This is a genomic window from Nostoc sp. (genome assembly GCF_036918015.1).
In the GTDB taxonomy this organism is placed as follows: domain Bacteria; phylum Cyanobacteriota; class Cyanobacteriia; order Cyanobacteriales; family Nostocaceae; genus Nostoc.
This window is the reverse complement of sequence record NZ_JBALEO010000070.1, coordinates 13,055-30,310: the sequence shown is the minus strand read 5'-3', so window position 1 is coordinate 30,310 and position 17,256 is coordinate 13,055. Positions and strand designations below refer to the sequence as shown.

The window sequence follows — 17,256 nt, the reverse complement described above, 5'->3', positions numbered from 1 at the left end:
ATGCCCAATTTTTAAACCATGTTTGTTGACTTCTTTATTAAGCGGCCAATTTTTGCGTCGGTATGTGCGATCGTCATCCTTTTAATCGGATTAATCAGTATTCCCACACTACCGATCGCTAGATTCCCAGAAATTAGTCCCACCCAAATTAGTGTAACTTCCAACTACAGCGGAGCTAGTGCAGAAGTCGTAGAAAGCGGTGTGACAAATATCTTAGAAAGGCAAATCAACGGGGTTGAGGGACTAAGATATCTGACTTCTAGCAGCAGCAACGATGGTACAAGTACCATTACAGCCACCTTTGATTCATCACGGGATAAAGATATTGCGGCTGTGGATGTGCAAAACCGTGTTTCTGTTGCCCAACCACAACTACCAGAGAGTGTGCAACGCACGGGAGTTCGGGTATCTAAAGAATCTAGCAACATTCTCTTAGCAATTGGTTTATTCGCTGAAAATAAAGAGTACGACAACATATTTTTAAGCAACTATGCCGACCTTTACTTAGCAGATGCCTTAAAAAGAGTCAAAGGCGTGAGCAACGCTCAAGTTTTTGGCGAACGTCGCTACGCAATGCGTTTGTGGTTAGATCCGAGTCGGCTTGCCAGTCGGGGACTAACGACTAAGGATGTAGCAAATGCCCTATCCGAACAAAACTTGCAAGTTGGTGCAGGGAGAATTGGACAAGAACCGGCTCCTGAAGGACAAAGATATCAACTGGATGTGCGGGCTGTCAGCCGATTAACAGAACCATCAGAATTTGAAGAAATTGTCCTGAAAACTCAAGATGATGGTACGTTAGTTAAGCTCAAAGACGTAGGTAGAGCAGAACTAGGCGCAGAAAACTACAGTTCATTTCTGCGATTTCGGGGCAATGATGCTGTCGGTTTAGGGATTTATCAGGTTCCTGGCAGTAATGCCTTGGAAGTAGCCAAGGGAGTCAAAGCTGAACTGGTGCGATTAGCACCGAGTTTTCCGCCAGGGATGAAATATCAAGTAGCTTTTGACACAACATCATTTGTCGAAGAGTCCTTGGCAGAAGTAGTCAAGACTCTGATTGAAGCGGTGGTGTTGGTTGTAATTGTAATTTTTGTGTTTTTACAAGACTGGCGAACTACTTTAATTCCTGCACTGACCATTCCGCTTTCCTTAATTGGAACCTTTGCCTTCGTTAAAGTTTTTAACTTTTCCATCAATAGTTTGACTTTGTTTGGTCTAACTTTAGCATCGGGGATGGTGGTAGACGATGCGATCGTGGTGGTGGAGCAAATTAGCCGTTTTATTCAGGATAAAGGAATTAGTCCTCGCCGAGCTGCTAGTGAATCAATGGCAGAACTGTTTGGCGCAGTTATTGCTACATCACTAGTATTGATGGCAGTGTTTGTGCCAGTGGCGTTTTTTCCGGGAACCACAGGCGCACTTTATCGGCAATTTGCGCTGACGATCGCTTTCTCCATTGCGATTTCAACTTTTTTGGCTTTGACCCTAACGCCTTCCTTATGCGCGCTGCTGCTGCGTCAAGGACAACGACCTTCAGGCTGGCTGGGTTGGATTTTTGGACAGATTAATCGGTTTCTTGACTGGGTGCAGAATGGTTATAAGCGATCGCTGACCTTTCTAACACACATCAAAGCAATTGTAATTGGGTTGTTTATAGTTTCTTTGGGAATGACTGCTTGGCTCTACACCACAGTACCAACAGCTTTTCTACCCGATGAAGACGAAGGCTACTTCATCACAATTATCCAAGGGCCGCAAGGGGTTTCGCTGCAATATACTAGCGATGTGATTGCACAGGTAGAAAAAGAAATTCTGCAAATTCCAGAAGTGCTGGGGACTTTTGCGATCGGTGGATTTGGTTTTAGTGGTAGCACAGCTAACAGCGGCATCATATTTACAACTTTAAAATCTTGGGACGAGCGCTCAAAACCCAATCAATCAGTACAGGCGATTATTGGCAGCTTGCAAGGGAAGTTATTGGCAATTCCAGAGGCCAGGGTGTTTCCTGTGAATCCGCCACCAATTCAGGGTTTAGGCAACTTTGGCGGCTTCGTCTTTCAACTACAAGACCGCAGAGGTAACAGTGGTTTAGAAAATCTAGTCCAGTCGATGGGTCAGTTGCTGGGTAAAGCTAATCAAACACCAGGATTACAAGCTGTATTTAGTACCTTTGCCGCAGATACACCACAATTGCTTGTGGAAGTAGACCGCAATAAAGCCAAAGCATTGCAAGTTTCCATAGATGATGTCTTCAGTACATTACAAACTGCTTTGGGATCGCAATATGTAAATGATTTCAATCTTCAGCAGCGCAATTATCGGGTGTATATCCAAGCAGATCAACAGTTTCGTTCCAACCCAAAAGATATTGGGAAACTATACGTTCGTTCTCAAAAGAATCAAATGATTCCTTTGAGTAACTTAGTCACAGTTACTCCGACTGTGGGAGCGCAAACGATAAATCACTACAATCTATTCCGGTCAATTGAAATTAATGGTGCCGCCGCCCCTGGCTCTAGTTCTGGAGACGCAATTAAAGCAATGGAAAAAGTTGCTAAAGAAGTTTTACCAGCAGGTTATGGTTATGAATGGTCAGGAACTGCATTAGAAGAAATCGATTCTGGTGCTTTAGCACCCCTGATCTTTGGATTAGGAATCATCTTTGTATTTTTGGTACTCGCCGCTCAATATGAGAACTACGTTGACCCTTTTATCATTTTGTTATCTGTTCCCTTAGCTATCTTTGGAGCGCTGATAGCTCAATCAATGCGGGGTTTTGCGAATGATGTTTACTGTCAAATTGGTCTAGTAATGTTGATCGGTTTAGCTAGTAAGAACGCGATTTTGATTGTGGAATTTGCTAACCAATTGCGAGACCAAGGGCTTTCGATGACCAAAGCAGTAATTGAGGCTTCACAAGAACGGTTACGCCCAATTTTGATGACTGCTTTTTCTACACTATTGGGAATTTTCCCCTTAGCTACTGCCACGGGTGCCGGTGCAGGAAGTCGTCAATCTTTGGGAACAGCAGTTTTTGGTGGAATGTTAATCGCTACTTTCTTGAGTTTGTTTGTCGTCCCGATTTTGTATATCGTGATTAAGACGACAACAGAGCGATTTATCAAACCAAATCGGCATCAAGAAGTACTAGTAGAAGCAGCGTCATTAAATGGTAGCACTGCTATATATTCACCAAAAGCTGAGGATTGATTATCTTTCATTATCGATTGGCTCAAATGACAAAAAATGAATTATCCCATCGCCAGGGTGTCAGGTTTTACTCTCCTGCGATCGGATTTTTTGTAACTGCAAGTACCTGATAATGAATTAAACAGCAAGAGAAAAAAGTTTAATTTGTAGATCGATTGCAAAAATTCTACAACGCCCTCAAAACCATGTGGGCATAATGACAAACCAGAATGTACAGTACAAATGTACGCTGAAATCAAGACAATGGTAACAATAGCAGTCAATCCCTATCTCGATGGCAATTTTGCTCCAGTCCATGAAGAAATCACCACCGACAAATTGCCAGTCATCGGTGAATTACCGCTTGACCTATCAGGGATGTTTGTGCGGAATGGCCCTAACCCTCAATGGACACCTATCGGTCAATATCATTGGTTTGATGGGGATGGGATGTTGCATGGTGTACAAATTAGCAACGGCATAGCCACTTATCGTAACCGCTACCTCCAGACAGCCGGATGGAAAAAAGAACGAGAAGCGGGTAAAGCTATCTGGACTGGGTTGTTAGAACCACCACAAATGGATAACCCCCACGGTCGCTACAAAAACACTGCCAATACTGCTTTAGTGTGGCACGCTGGTCAGATGTTGGCGCTGAACGAGGGGGGTAAACCTCACGCCATTAAACTGCCTGAATTAGAAACCATTGGCGAGTACACCTACAATGGCAAGCTGGTTTCTGCCTTCACAGCCCATCCCAAGGTAGACCCCGTTACTGGGGAAATGATCTTCTTTGGCTATTCTCTGTTTGCACCACCGTATCTGCAATATAGTGTAGTCTCAGCCCAAGGCGAACTGTTGCGAACAGTGCCAATTGAACTGCCAATAGGGGTGATGATGCACGATTTTGCCATCACCGAAAACTACACAATTTTCATGGATTTGCCGCTGACTTTTAACCTTGAAAGAGCGCAACGGGGAGAACCTGTAATGATGTTTGAGCGCGATCGCTCTAGTCGCTTTGGTATTGTACCACGTCACGGTGATAACAGTAATATCCGCTGGTTTGAAAGTCCTGCTTGCTACGTCTTTCATACCCTCAACGCTTACGAAGAGGGAGACGAAGTAGTGCTGATTGCCTGTCGCATGAGTTCTACAAGTGTTTTGAGTTCTGATGATTCGCAACCCGACCCAAACGCAAATATACCCCGTTTGCATCGCTGGCGATTTAACCTCAACACGGGGAAAGTACGTGAAGAAATGCTGGATGATGTAGCTTCCGAATTTCCCCGCGTCAACGAAAACCGATTGGGGCGACAAAACCGATATGGCTACACTAACAAAGCGGCAAACAGTTCCGTACCTTTATTTGACGGTATCATCAAATACGACTTCAGCAGTGGAAAATCCCAAACCCATGAATTTGGACAGGGGCGCTATAACGGTGAAACTGTGTTTGCGCCGCGTCCTGGTGCAACGGCTGAAGATGATGGTTGGCTCATGACTTTTGTCCACGATGAGGGTTCAGATACTTCCGAATTAGTAGTAGTGAATGCCCAAGATGTAACATCTGAACCTATAGCGCGAGTGATAATTCCTCAGCGAGTGCCTTATGGGTTTCATGGTGCTTGGTTTGCTGGGGAATAAGCTCAATGGGCAGTTAGAAACCGTGTTTACACAGACAAAACTCACTTAGGTGGGTTTCAAATTCTTTGAGTCAGCGTATGCGGACTTGGCTTGTGTAACCGCGATTTCTAATCTCCAGGTATATCCTCAATACGGTTGGGTTAAGGGTTATTGGTGTAGATAATTGGTCTTTCAAGACGCGATAAATCGCGTCTCTACATCAGGGTTTTGTGCTTATCTCCACTGCACGCAAATTATTTTTCCCTATATCCGCCAGCGTAGTCAATCACACAGATTGTTCTATATGATTTGTGAGTTCCATAAGCAACACCAGAGACTTTAAAAGCGCCGTTAAAAATGTTTTTTCGATGGCCGCGATCGCGCACACCATCATCAATAATTAACTGCATAACGATATCTTGAGCGCTGTTTGGCCCATAGCTGATATTTTCACCTGCGGTTGTTTGCCATGTACCATAACGGTTGATGCGAGTAAATGGGTTGCTACCATCACTACCATCATGACCTATAGCACCTTTTGGGCCTTGGTCTTTTACGTGGTCTTTTGCTCCTAAAGACATACCTTTAGATGCACTCAACGCTCCTATAGGACGTGCTGATTTGAGAAATGCGATCGCCTCATCAACTGCTTTAACTCCTTCTTGAGTTCGCAGATAAGTATTATTAGAAATTTTGACTCGGTTCCCCTCAAAGCGTTTTCTATAGTTTTCCAGAATTGGGAGGTATGCTTTAGGATTTGTTCTTACCTTATTGGTTTCAACAATTACCTGTTGTTCTAACGATGAAAGGTAACTTGCTTTTGCTAATAAAGTTGGACTAGTTTGTTCAACTACTGCTGGGTTAGAGTTGGCTACAGACGGGTTAGATTGAAACAGTTGATCTGAGCAACCGAATATTAAGGCAATTGGCAAAAATACCCAAAATTTCATGCGACGCATCCATTACCTCACAATTTTTCTATGGATTAATTTAGTGAATTAGAAGAAATAAGAATTTTAAACGCACAGATAAGTCTGTAAACGCTTCTGCCGTTAGAAACGATATCAGGACTTAAGTAAGTTCGCTAAAGAAAGCGCAGATTAACGCGCCAATAATATTGATATTGATAAAGTTGCGATTGCCTTTGTTCCTAAAGTGTTACAAATCTATCACTTAACACCTGTTGTAACATTGAAAACACTAAAACGTAAATAACAACAAAAATCTTTTTTATACTTTCAGAAACCAGCGTTGCCGATACATCAGAAAACCAACAGCCCACCACAACAACACGGTGACTAAGGCAAATAACAGGGAACCATTCAGCACTCCCGCCCAAGATGCGAAAAAATTCTGGTAAATCCAATTGTAGGTACTGGGAGCGTCTTTACCAGTGCCAATAGTAGTTTTGACTAAAATTTTAATTAATAAAACCGATGCAACGAAAAGAGCGATCGCATTTAAGCCCATAATTTCAAAAGGTTTACTCCAGCGACGCATCAGCCGTACTTCGATAAGTTCATAACAAGCTGCTAGTAATAGTAACGCCCAACCTGTTGTAAATACTACATAAGAACTTGTCCACAGCTTTTTGTTAATTGGGAATGTCCACCCCCATGCCCAACCGATAATTAAGCAACCGACTCCAAATAATCCTAAACCGATACTTGTACGTGACTGTACAGGTTGACTGCGTATCCATTGGCCAGTGAAGTAGCCAGCGAGGACGCTTACTATCGCGGGAATAGTACTGAAAAGCCCTTCTGGATCTCCCATAAAGTTGAAACCATCACCCTTGTATAAATGTGCTTTGGAAATAATCAGGCGGTCAACATAAGCGCCGAAATTACCTTCTCGCGTCAAAACTCCCGCACCATATTCTGGCACTGGTACATACATCATCGTTAGCCAGTAGCCAATGAGTAGCACTGCTGCTAGTATCCATTGGCCTTTGCGCGGAAGGTTGAGAACAGCTAGAGAAGCCAGCAGATAAGTAAGGCTGATGCGCTGTAACACTCCCATAATCCGGATACTATTCAAATCAAAAGTCCAAATACCCTGATTCCAAAAGCCATTTAGTAGCAAACCGAAGGCAAAGAGAATAGCAGCCCGGCGTAATATCCGCCAGTAAACAGCTGAGGTTGGTTTATTGCCTTCGGTGTATTTTGACAGCGAGAAAGTCATCGCTACACCGACAATGAAGAGAAAGAAGGGAAATACCAAGTCCGTTGGTGTGCAGCCATGCCAATCGGCGTGGGCTAAGGGAGGATATACATCATCTGCGACACCCGCCATATTAACGAGAATCATTCCAGCGATGGTAATGCCGCGAAAAACATCCAGTGAAGTTAGGCGCATAAGCGGAATTTTATGTTACATGAGTATCTAAAGTACTCCGCTTGATGCAGGTAAGCAAGCAAAATTTATAGGTCTACTTACCAAATATAGTTTTTCATCAAGGTTCCTGCCCATACTATCTTGTAGGAAACTAGAAGTATGCGATCGCACCCAGACCATAGTTTTAGCTATCCAAAAAGGATTGGTAGTACCAGAACTGTTAATAAAGCTAGATATACTCAAATTTCAATCAATCTCTCCATCGTTATTTAAGTGAAAATGCAGTTGTATTGTCACTAGGCTTAGTATAAATTGCTATAAACAAAAGCTGTGATGAAAAAACAGCTAACTTTACTCAAGGCGTGCTTGCTTATATAAAAACTAAAAATATCGCGGTTTTGTCTCATTAGATAAAAGGTTTAATTACCGATTTAATTTGGACGTGAAAGCGAATGCAGAGTCATTCACTTTCTATTTTGTTATGCACGATAAATATTACTAACCCAAAGCTAATAAATTATATTTAAGGAATAATAATTATGATAAAACAGCCAGAAAATTATCATCCTAAAACCAGAAGCAAGTCTACTATAAAATTAATAGATGCAAGCACAAATATTGTTTTTATAGATCCAAAAGTTATAGATTACCAAAGCTTAATGGCTGGTATCACACTCGGCAGTGAAGTTGTTATTCTTGATGCCAATAGAGACGGTTTAGCACAAATTACCGAGTTTCTAGCAAAACGTGAATCCAATTCAGTTCAATCAATTCACATTGTTTCCCACGGAAGTGTGGGGAGTTTGCAACTAGGGTCAATCAACTTCAACCTTAGCAATCTGGATAGCTACAAAAATCAGTTACAAAAGTGGGCAAGTGCTTTAACTGATAAAGCTGACATCCTACTTTATGGCTGTGATATAGCCAGCGGTGAAGGCACAAAATTTGTACAGCAGATTAGCCAAATTACTGGAGCAGATGTTGCCGCTTCCACTGACAAAACCGGAAGTGCAGCTTTAGGTGGCGACTGGGATTTAGAAGTGAAGACAGGGAAAATTGAGGCTTCCCTGGCATTTAAACCTGAAGTAATACAGGCTTATCAATCGATTTTGCCAGCTAGTTTTACTGGCACATACTCTCAAAACTTTAACTCATTAGCTATTTCTGGAACACCAACTTGGGTTAATGATTCAACTATTTCGGGCTGGTATTCTACGAGAACAATTTACAGCCCTGGTACTGGCAGTAATAACACAGGTGGATTGTACAGTTTTGGTAGTCCTAATAACCCAGATCGGGCACTTGGTTCTCTAGCTTCTGGTACTACAGGAACTATTTATTATGGGTTGCGCCTCCAAAACAACACAGGTTCAGCAATTACTAAGTTACAAGTAAATTACACGGGTGAACAATGGCGTAATGGTGGTAATACATCACAGCAACAGTTGAAATTCAGTTATCAAACTGGGTCAACTATCACAAGTTTAACAACAGGAACGTGGACCCCTGTCACCTCGCTAGATTTCACCGGGCCAATTGCAACTGCAACCGTGGGGGCCCTGAATGGCAATTTGAATGCCAATCGAGTTGTTATAACGCCTGTAATATTTAATCTAGCGACCCCAATTGCTAACGGTGAAGAGATTATATTGCGTTGGGAAGATATAGATGATGGAAGCAACGATCATGGTTTAGCCATTGACGATGTATCTATCAAAGTAGATAACACCACCTATATAGTAACTAACACCAATGACAGTGGTACTGGCTCGTTAAGGCAAGCTCTTATCAATGCCAATAACGATCCAGGGATTGAGACAATTATCTTTGATCAGACTGGGATATTTGGTGATGCTACCCCCGACACTATTACCCTCACTTCTGGGGAATTGAATATCACTGAAGGAGTCATCATTCAAGGAACTGGGGCGAATAAACTCACCATCAGTGGTAACAATACTTCCCGTATTTTTAATGCTAGTGCCTCCCTATCAATTGATGGATTGAAAATAACTGGGGGAAATGCAGGCAGTAGTAATAATGGTGGCGGCATCTACAGCACTAGTAGTGTCACAGTCAGCAATAGTAATCTTTCTGGCAACATAGCGACCCTTGGAGGAGGCATCTACAGCACTAGTATTGTCACGTTCAGCAATAGTACTATTTCTGGCAACACAGCAAACACTAGCGGCGGCGGCATCTACAGCACTAGTAGTGTCACAGCTAGTAATAGCACTATTTCTGGCAACACAGCGAACACTAATGGCGGCGGCATCTACAGCAGCACTACCACCACACTTAGTAATAGCACTGTTTCCAGTAACACCGCAAAAGTCAACGGCGGCGGTATCTATTCTGGCGGTGGCACCGTAAGTAATACCACTATATTTGGCAACACCGCTGATAGCGATAACAATAACACAGGTAATGGTGGCGGCATTTATAGATATGCTGGTACTTGGAGCATTAGCAATAGCATCATTGCTGGCAATATTGATTTAGGTAATCAAGGAGCCGATATCTCTGGTGCCAACTTCAATGGTAATGCTTACAACCTGATTGGCAAAATTACTGGTAAAATATCGGGGACTTTGGGTACGGGTACAGATATTATTAACCCCAATCCCGGACTCAAACCGTTAGGAGATTACGGTGGTTCGACACAAACTCACGCTCTATACATTAACAGTCCTGCCAGGAATGCTGGCGATCCCGCTTACAATGGTAGCTTAACTACCGACCAACGCGGCACAGATTTTAACCGTATTGAAAGCGGCACAATTGACATTGGAGCATTTGAATATGTACTTCCAAAAGTCAACTTTGGTGCTGCTACGTACAATACAACAGAAGATAGTACCGCCACTACAGTAACTATTTCTGTTACCTTAAATGCCTCTCCTGAAACGGCTGTCACAATTCCTATTGTTGTTAAAAACAGTAGCACGGCTAGTAGTGGCAACGATTACACTTTTTCCCCCACTACCATCTTCTTTAGTGCTGGCGCAACAGGTGCAAATTTAACACAGCTAATTACTTTTACTATTAACCCAGACGATTTACCTGAGAATGCAGAAACAGTTGTACTCAACTTCGGCACGCTAACAGGGGCTGATTTAGGGACAATAACTGAAACTACTCTAAATATTGCTGCTAATGATGCGATTCAATATGCAATTTCCACTCCCACTTCAACTTTAACTGAAGGTAATAGTGGTACTCAAGCTGTTATCTTCACGGTTACTCGCAGTGGTGGTATTGGCGTGGCTAGTACTGTAAATTATGCTTTTGGTGGTGCGGCAACTTTTGGCAGTGACTATAACAATATTCAAATTACGGGTGGAGGAACTGCTACATCTGGAACTTTAAGCTTCGCTGTTGGGGAAACCACAAAGACAATTACAGCGGATGTTTTGGGTGACAACACGTTTGAACCCAATGAAGACATTACTATTATCCTGAGTAACCCCAGCCTCATAACTGGAGCGCCAAATTCCACAATTACTAACAGTTCGGCTACAGTAAACATCATCAACGATGATAGCCAACCAACTATCAGTATCTCAGATGTCTCAGTTTCTGAAGGCAACACAGGTACAACAACTAACGCTAACTTTACTATCAGTCTTTCTAATCCCAGTTCTCAGCAGGTTACTGTAAATTTCAACACGAGTGATGGCACTGCTCAAGTTGGTGACTCTGATTACAACTCAGCTTCTGGAACTATTACTTTCAATCCTGGGGAAACTAGTAAAACTTTTAGCATTGGTGTTCTAGGCGATAACAAATTTGAAACTGACGAGACATTTTCTGTCAATCTTTTGGGTGCAACAAATGCCGCGATCGCAGATAGTTTAGCAGTTGCTGCCATCATCAACGATGATAACCAACCAACTATCAGCATCTCGGATGTCTCTGTTACCGAAGGCAATACAGGCACAACAACTAATGCCAACTTTACTATCAGTCTTTCTAATCCCAGTTATCAGCAAGTTACTGTAAATTACAACACAAGTGATGGTACTGCCCAAATTGCTGACTCTGATTACAACTCTGCTTCTGGGACGATTACTTTCAATCCTGGGGAAACGAGCAAAGTTATTAGCATTGGTGTCATCGGTGATAACAAAGCTGAAACCAACGAGACATTTTCTGTCAATCTTTTAGGTGCGACAAATGCCGCGATCGCAGATGATTTAGGAGTTGCTAGCATCATTGATGATGACAACCAACCAACTATCAGTATCTCAGATGTCTCAGTTACTGAAGGCAATACAGGTACTACAACTAATGCTAACTTTACTATTACCCTCTCCAATCCCAGTTCTCAACAGATTACTGTAAATTACAACACAAGTGATGGTACTGCTCAAGTTGCTGACTCTGATTACAACTCTGCTTTAGGGACAATTACTTTCAATCCTGGGGAAACGAGTAAAGTTATTAGTATTGGCGTCATCGGCGATAACCAAACTGAAACTGACGAGACATTTACTGTCAATCTTTCTGCTGCAACAAATGCCGCGATCGCAGATAGTTTAGGAGTTGCTACCATCATCAACGATGATAACCAACCAACTATTACTATCTCGGATGTCTCTGTTACTGAAGACAATACAGGTACAACAACTAACGCTAACTTTACTATCAGTCTTTCTAATCCTAGTTCTCAGCAGGTTACTGTAAATTACAACACGAGTGATGGCACCGCTGATGCTACTGACTCTGATTACAATTCTGCTTCCGGGACGATTACTTTCAATCCTGGCGAAACCAGTAAAACTCTTAGCATTGGTGTTTTAGGCGATAAAAAATTTGAAACTGACGAGACATTTTCCGTCAATCTTTTGGGTGCAACAAATGCTGTGATCGCAGATAATTTAGCAGTTGCTACCATCATCAACGATGATAACCAACCAACTATCAGCATCTCGGATGTCTCTGTTACTGAAGACAACACAGGTACAACAACTAATGCTAACTTTACTATCAGTCTTTCTAATCCTAGTTCTCAGCAGGTTACTGTAAATTACAATACGAGTGATGGCACTGCCCAAATTGCTGACTCTGATTACAACTCTGATTCAGGAACAATTATTTTCGCTCCTGGTGAAACTAGCAAAACTCTTAGTATTGGTGTCATAGGCGATAACCAAAGTGAAGCCAACGAGACATTTTCTGTCAATCTTTCAGGTGAGACAAATGCAACGATCGCAGATAATTTAGGAGTTGCTACCATCATTGATGATGACAACCCAACAACTGTCAGTATCTCGGATGTCTCAATTGCTGAAGGTAACATAGGCACAACAACTAATGCTAACTTTCTCGTCAGTCTCTCCGCACCGAGTTTACAGCAGGTTACTGTAAATTACAACACGAGTGATGGCACTGCGAAAACTTCTGACTCTGATTACAATCCTGCTTCCGGGACAATCGTTTTCAATCCTGGCGAAACCACCAAAACTCTTGCTATTGGTGTCATAGGTGATAGCAAAGCTGAAACCAACGAGACATTTTCTGTTAATCTCTTCGGCGCTACAAACACCACAATTACTGATAGCTTGGGAGTGGCTACTATCATAAATGATGACGAAAGCATCAGCATTGGAAATGTATCAGTCAAAGAAGGCACAACAGGGATGATAACTAATGCTGATTTTGTCGTCACTCTTTCCAATCAATTCTCTCAACGGGTGATTGTAAATTACAGTACAAGTGATGGTACTGCCAAAGAATCGGACTCGGATTACAATTTTGGGCTGGGGACAATTATTTTCGAGCCTGGTGAAACCAGCAAAATTATTAGTATTGGCGTCAGAGGTGATAATAAAGTCGAAGCCAATGAAACATTTTTTGTCAATATCTATGGTGCAGCAAATACTACGTTTGCTAATAACCAAGGAGTTGGCACAATCAAGAATGATGACTAATCGTTATTGAGCAAAACATTAGCGATCGCTGCAATTATCCCAGCCCAGAGTGGCCGTTGGTAAAATACTTGTATTATAAGTTACGGCTTGTTGATTCTTGCGCCCAGCTTTTTGCAAAAAAAGTATTAATTAAAACTAAATTTATACTTAGCTGGAGTTCGACTAGCATTTTAAAATCCAGGATTAAGCCATTCTCAAAAAAAATTATCCTAAAATCAAATATTCAGTAAAATTACGTATGCGGATTTAAGTCTTCTCAATGAATAGTAGAATTAGCCCATACAGGAGAAGACTGTGACGCTCTTAAATGAAGCTCAAGTAGAGCAACTAAAGGAAATAACCACACGCTTGCGACAAGTAAGACAAGAAAAATCTATCCGCATAGAAGAAATAGCCTCTCAGACAATGCTTCGAGTAGGTATTTTGCAAGCGTTAGAAGAAGATCGATTTGAAGAATTGCCAGAGCCGATTTTTCTACAAGGATTCATCCGTCGTTATGGAGACGCTTTAGGGCTGGATGGAAATGCTTTATCGTACAGCCTTATAACCAATGTTGTCTGTCAAGATTCTAAAAATGCTCGTCACAATTCAGACAACAAACAAAATACATACATACCTCTTGTTCTGACCTATATTTTATTATTGGTCGGTGCATCTGCTGGTCTTCTTCATATACTTAATCCACAGCTGACAGCTGAATCCTTGACTCCAGAAGATAATAATCAACAGTCAATAGTCAGTAATCAGACTAACAAATGACCAAAAAAGCAGAAAGAGTGGAGAGACGCGATGAATCGCGTCTCTACTGAGTAGAGAAGAAGAATTAAGAACCAATGACAAATGACCAATGACAAGTGACAAATGACAATTTTCAAGATATTTGCGGTTTACGCAGATGCCAAGTAGTGGATTGCTCATAAGCATAAGCTACCTGAAACAGTAGGTCTTCTCGCAGAACATTGCTAATTAGCTGTAGTCCTATCGGTAGACCCTGTTCGTCAAAACCACATGGCAAACTTAAACTAGGTAAACCAGCAAGATTTACAGGAATAGTCATCAAGTCAGTTAAATACATACTCAAGGGGTCAGTAGTCTTTTCCCCTGCTTTGAATGCTGTAGTGGGAGAGGTAGGACAAACTAACACATCAACCGCGCCAAAAGCCTTTTCAAAGTCTTGTTTAATCAAAGTACGGACTTTTTGAGCTTTCAGGTAATAAGCGTCATAATAGCCAGCCGAAAGGGCGTAAGTGCCAATCATAATCCGGCGTTTGACTTCTGTACCAAAACCAGCGGCACGGGTACGAGTGTACATTGATAGCAGATTATCGGCATCAGGAGCGCGATACCCATATTTCACGCCATCATAACGAGCCAGGTTTGCTGATGCTTCGGATGGGGCGATGATGTAGTAGGTGGGTAAGCCATAGCGAAAGCGGGGACAGGAAATTATATGAATTTCGGCTCCCAAGCTTTGTAGTTGATCTACTGCTTTGGTAACAGCTTGTTCCACTACAGGGTCTAAACCTTCACCAAAAGTTTCTTTAATGATACCAATTCTCAGTTGACCTCTGGGTTTGAAGTTTGGTTTTAAGCTAGCAGCATAGTTGGGAATGGCAACTTTTAGGCTAGTAGAGTCTTTGGGATCGTAACCTGCGATCGCACTTAATAATATTGCGGCATCTTCCACTGTGTTTGCAAATGGCCCAATTTGATCCAAAGACGAAGCGTAAGCCACCAAACCATAACGAGAAACCAAACCATAAGTGGGTTTCATCCCCACCACACCGCAAAAAGATGCAGGTTGGCGAATCGAACCGCCAGTATCAGAACCGAGGGCAACTACACATTCTTGGGCAGACACCGCCGCCGCCGAACCCCCAGAAGAACCACCTGGAACTCGTGACAAATCCCAAGGATTAGCCGTGACTTGATAGGCAGAGTTTTCTGTGGAACTACCCATTGCAAACTCATCCAAGTTGGTTTTGCCTACCATTACCGCCCCAGCATCTGCCAGTTTTTGCGTCGCCGTTGATTCATAAGGCGGCACGAAATTTTCCAAAATTCGGGAGGCGCAGGTGGTAGGAACTCCCTTGGTACACATATTGTCCTTGATACCCACAGGAATGCCCGCTAGCAGCCCAATTTCTTCTCCTGCTGCAATTTTGGCATCCACGGCACCCGCCTGCTCTAATGCGCGATCTGCCGTCACACATAAAAAGCTGTGTAATTTCGGCTCTAACGCTTGAATGCGCTCTAAAGCTTCTTGGGTAATTTCAACGGCAGAACGTTCTTTTTTAACCAGCTGTTGGTGCAACTCGCGGATGGATGCCATGATTGCTCTCTTTGTGACTCAAGTCACTGATTCTAGTACATATTGGTCGATATTGGGTATTGGTTATTGGGTATTGGGCATTGCTTATTCTCCTCTGCTTGCCATTCTCCATTCATCTGACTAAGCGGATTAATATGTATTGAAATGTGTTTAATACGTTTTTAAAAACAGCAAATACATGGCTATCAACCATCTATTGAATAGTTTGCCAAAGTTTTCATCTATATTGACTACTTTTGTGTAAGAGTATAGCAGTGTTTTCTAGTGATATAATTTTGTATTACAACCTTATTAATACTACAAATTTTATAATTTTATCAATTACACAAAATTTTTCGAGGTAAGGTAGGATGATAAAAATAGCCACACGTAAATATTTAGGGAAACAAAATGTTTATGACATTGGGGTGGAGAGTGACCATAATTTTACCATAAAAAATGGCTTAATAGCTGCTAATTGTTTCAATAAATCCCATTCAACAGCCTATGGTTATGTAACATATCAAACAGCATATTTAAAAGCTAATTACCCATTAGAATATATGGCGGCGCTGTTAACAGCTAACAGTGGTGATACCGATAAGGTACAGCGATACATTACTAACTGTACAAATATGGGGATTTCCATAGATCCGCCAGATATAAATCGTTCTGGTGTTGATTTTACGCCAACGGCAGGCAAGATTCTGTTTGGATTTTCGGCGGTGCGTAACGTGGGACAAAATGCGATCGCTTGTATTTTGGAGGCGAGAAATGAGACAGGAGAGTTTAAAACACTCGCTGATTTTTGCGATCGCGTGGATTTGCGTGCTGTTAACCGCCGAACTCTGGAGTCGTTGATTTACTGTGGAGCTTTTGACAAAATTGAATCCAACCGCCAACAGTTAATTAACGACTCAGAATTAGTGTATGATTGGGCACAATCTCGTGCGAAAGATAGAGCTAGTGGTCAAGGGAATCTATTTGATTTATTGGGCGACGGCTTTTCTTCGGCTCAGAATAAAAGAGCAAGTAATGCCTTTGAAACTGCTCCCAAATCTAAACCTATAATGGATTTTACTGCCCAGGAAAAGTTGCAAAAGGAGAAAGAATTACTAGGCTTTTATGTATCAGATCATCCTCTGAAATCCTTACGACAAATAGCACCACTTTTGACACCAATTAACCTTTCGCAACTAGCAGATCAAAGAGAAGAAACAAGGCTTTGTGCAGTTGTGATGTTAAATAACGTGAAAAAAGTGGTGACAAAAAAAGGCGATCAGATGGCAATCTTGCAAATAGAAGACCTAACTACACAATCAGAAGCTGTAGTTTTTCCGAAAACTTATGAACGCATTAGTTCCATACTCCAAGTCGATACTAGATTGATTATTTGGGGAAAAGTAGATCGGCGTGATGAGCAAACTCAATTTATTCTTGAAGATGCAGAGCCAGTGGAAACTGTACAAATGGTAATGGTGGAGTTAAATCCCCAGCAAGCAGGTAATATGGAAGACCTACATCGCTTGAAAACAATTTTGCAAGAGCATTCAGTAGACAAAGAAAAGGCAAAAATGCCAGTGATTGGAATCATCCAAACTGAAACTTCTCGTAAACTTGTTCGCTTAGGTTGGCAATTTTGTGTACAAGATTCTAGAATAACTGTTCAAGCTTTGCAAAACGCCAGTTTTCCTGCTCATATAAAATCGCTGACTGGTAGCTGAGGCCAGGAGTCAAAAATCCACCAATACTAAAAAGCAACTTAAAAATTCGTTTTATTGAACTGTCAACAGTAAATTGCCTTAAGTATGCAGGGTTTAAATCGTTTTTTTAGTTACTTATGCTGATGATAATTTCCTT

Annotated in this window: 9 protein-coding genes; 6 read left to right on the top strand and 3 right to left on the bottom strand. The window is 41.9% G+C overall.

The features are described from left to right. The first annotated feature begins 18 nt into the window (after positions 1–18). Together V7K61_RS18375 and V7K61_RS18370 are read left to right on the top strand one after the other, a co-directional pair. The gene (locus V7K61_RS18375; protein ID WP_335055351.1) at positions 19–3,210 is read left to right on the top strand and encodes an efflux RND transporter permease subunit; all 3,192 of its coding nucleotides are present in this window, start codon (positions 19–21) and stop codon (positions 3,208–3,210) included. 243 nt (positions 3,211–3,453) lie between these two features. Further along, the gene (locus V7K61_RS18370; protein ID WP_335055349.1) at positions 3,454–4,836 is read left to right on the top strand and encodes a carotenoid oxygenase family protein; all 1,383 of its coding nucleotides are present in this window, start codon (positions 3,454–3,456) and stop codon (positions 4,834–4,836) included. A 233-nt stretch (positions 4,837–5,069) separates the two neighbouring features. Here V7K61_RS18370 and V7K61_RS18365 read toward each other — a convergent pair whose 3' ends face one another. Together V7K61_RS18365 and V7K61_RS18360 are read right to left on the bottom strand one after the other, a co-directional pair. Next, a complete protein-coding gene (locus V7K61_RS18365; protein ID WP_335055347.1) occupies positions 5,070–5,774 on the bottom strand; it encodes a CAP domain-containing protein in 705 nt (234 codons plus the stop codon). Between the two features lie 271 nt (positions 5,775–6,045). Further along, complete coding sequence (locus V7K61_RS18360) at positions 6,046–7,173, bottom strand: acyltransferase family protein (RefSeq protein ID WP_335055345.1); 1,128 nt, start codon at positions 7,171–7,173, stop codon at positions 6,046–6,048. A gap of 518 nt (positions 7,174–7,691) precedes the next feature. On the opposite strand from V7K61_RS18360, the gene V7K61_RS18355 reads away from it, so the two are divergent. Beyond that, on the top strand, positions 7,692–13,085 hold the full coding sequence (locus tag V7K61_RS18355) for a Calx-beta domain-containing protein (protein ID WP_335055343.1): 5,394 nt from the start codon (positions 7,692–7,694) through the stop codon (positions 13,083–13,085). A gap of 294 nt (positions 13,086–13,379) precedes the next feature. After that, positions 13,380–13,844 carry a helix-turn-helix domain-containing protein gene (locus tag V7K61_RS18350; RefSeq protein WP_335055341.1) on the top strand — a complete coding sequence of 155 codons (465 nt, stop codon included), beginning with the start codon at positions 13,380–13,382 and terminating at the stop codon, positions 13,842–13,844. A gap of 112 nt (positions 13,845–13,956) precedes the next feature. Here V7K61_RS18350 and gatA read toward each other — a convergent pair whose 3' ends face one another. Further along, a complete protein-coding gene (gatA, locus tag V7K61_RS18345; RefSeq protein WP_335055338.1) occupies positions 13,957–15,417 on the bottom strand; it encodes an Asp-tRNA(Asn)/Glu-tRNA(Gln) amidotransferase subunit GatA in 1,461 nt (486 codons plus the stop codon). Here gatA and V7K61_RS18340 point away from each other — a divergent pair. Further along, the gene (locus tag V7K61_RS18340; RefSeq protein ID WP_257236689.1) at positions 15,416–15,541 is read left to right on the top strand and encodes a hypothetical protein; all 126 of its coding nucleotides are present in this window, start codon (positions 15,416–15,418) and stop codon (positions 15,539–15,541) included. The two genes, gatA and V7K61_RS18340, sit on opposite strands and share 2 nt — an antisense overlap. Positions 15,542–15,767: 226 nt before the next feature. Next, the gene (locus V7K61_RS18335) at positions 15,768–17,120 is read left to right on the top strand and encodes a helix-hairpin-helix domain-containing protein (protein ID WP_335055336.1); all 1,353 of its coding nucleotides are present in this window, start codon (positions 15,768–15,770) and stop codon (positions 17,118–17,120) included. The last annotated feature ends 136 nt before the right edge of the window (positions 17,121–17,256 follow it).

Coding starts and splice junctions, on each gene's coding strand:
- V7K61_RS18375 (WP_335055351.1), top strand. CDS start 19: ATGTTTGTTGACTTCTTTATTAAGCGGCCAATTTTTGCGTCGGTATGT.
- V7K61_RS18370 (WP_335055349.1), top strand. CDS start 3,454: ATGGTAACAATAGCAGTCAATCCCTATCTCGATGGCAATTTTGCTCCA.
- V7K61_RS18365 (WP_335055347.1), bottom strand. CDS start 5,774: ATGCGTCGCATGAAATTTTGGGTATTTTTGCCAATTGCCTTAATATTC.
- V7K61_RS18360 (WP_335055345.1), bottom strand. CDS start 7,173: ATGCGCCTAACTTCACTGGATGTTTTTCGCGGCATTACCATCGCTGGA.
- V7K61_RS18355 (WP_335055343.1), top strand. CDS start 7,692: ATGATAAAACAGCCAGAAAATTATCATCCTAAAACCAGAAGCAAGTCT.
- V7K61_RS18340 (WP_257236689.1), top strand. CDS start 15,416: ATGATTGCTCTCTTTGTGACTCAAGTCACTGATTCTAGTACATATTGG.
- gatA (WP_335055338.1), bottom strand. CDS start 15,417: ATGGCATCCATCCGCGAGTTGCACCAACAGCTGGTTAAAAAAGAACGT.
- V7K61_RS18335 (WP_335055336.1), top strand. CDS start 15,768: ATGATAAAAATAGCCACACGTAAATATTTAGGGAAACAAAATGTTTAT.